Source organism: Serinibacter arcticus, assembly GCF_004786095.1.
Taxonomy (GTDB): Bacteria; Actinomycetota; Actinomycetes; order Actinomycetales; family Beutenbergiaceae; genus Litorihabitans; species Litorihabitans arcticus.
This window is the reverse complement of the sequence record NZ_RHPJ01000009.1, coordinates 1-540: the sequence shown is the minus strand read 5'-3', so window position 1 is coordinate 540 and position 540 is coordinate 1. Positions and strand designations below refer to the sequence as shown.

Sequence of the window (540 nt, the reverse complement as noted above, 5' to 3'; positions counted from 1 at the left end):
CCACCGATGCTGGGGTGATCGGTCCCAGGTCGCCGGTTCCGGAGAAGTCGACCTCGACCGGGGCGGCGTCGGTGATCGTGACGTTGCCGGTGTTGGTGACCACGAAGGTGTAGGTGATCTCCTGACCAGCGACGAAGTCCTCATCAGTGATGACAGAGGAGCTCTTGACCACGGTCAGCGCCGGGGTGGGGTCGCTGGGGATGGTGACGTCGGAGGGCGGGACCGGGGGCAGTTCGGTGCCCGGCGGGGGGGTGCCGGTGGCGGTGGCGGTGTTGGTGACCTCGCCGGCGTCCACGTCGGCCTGCGTCACGGCGTACGTCGCCGTGTAGGTGGCGTTCTGTCCGGGAGCCAGGGTGGCTGAGGCCGGGGTGATCGGTCCGAGGTCGCCGGTTCCGGAGAAGTCGACCTCGACGGGGGCGGCGTCGGTGATGGTGACGTTGCCGGTGTTGGTGACCACGAAGGTGTAGGTGATCTCCTGGCCGGCGGTGGTGATGAGCTCGGTGTCAGAGGTCTTGACCACGGTCAGTGCCGGGGTGGGGT

Annotated in this window: 1 protein-coding gene; it reads right to left on the bottom strand. The window is 68.3% G+C overall.

What is annotated here, in order from left to right; translation table 11 throughout:
- On the bottom strand, positions 1-540 hold a 540-nt coding region (locus SERN_RS15180; protein WP_233251750.1), incomplete at both ends, for a DUF11 domain-containing protein.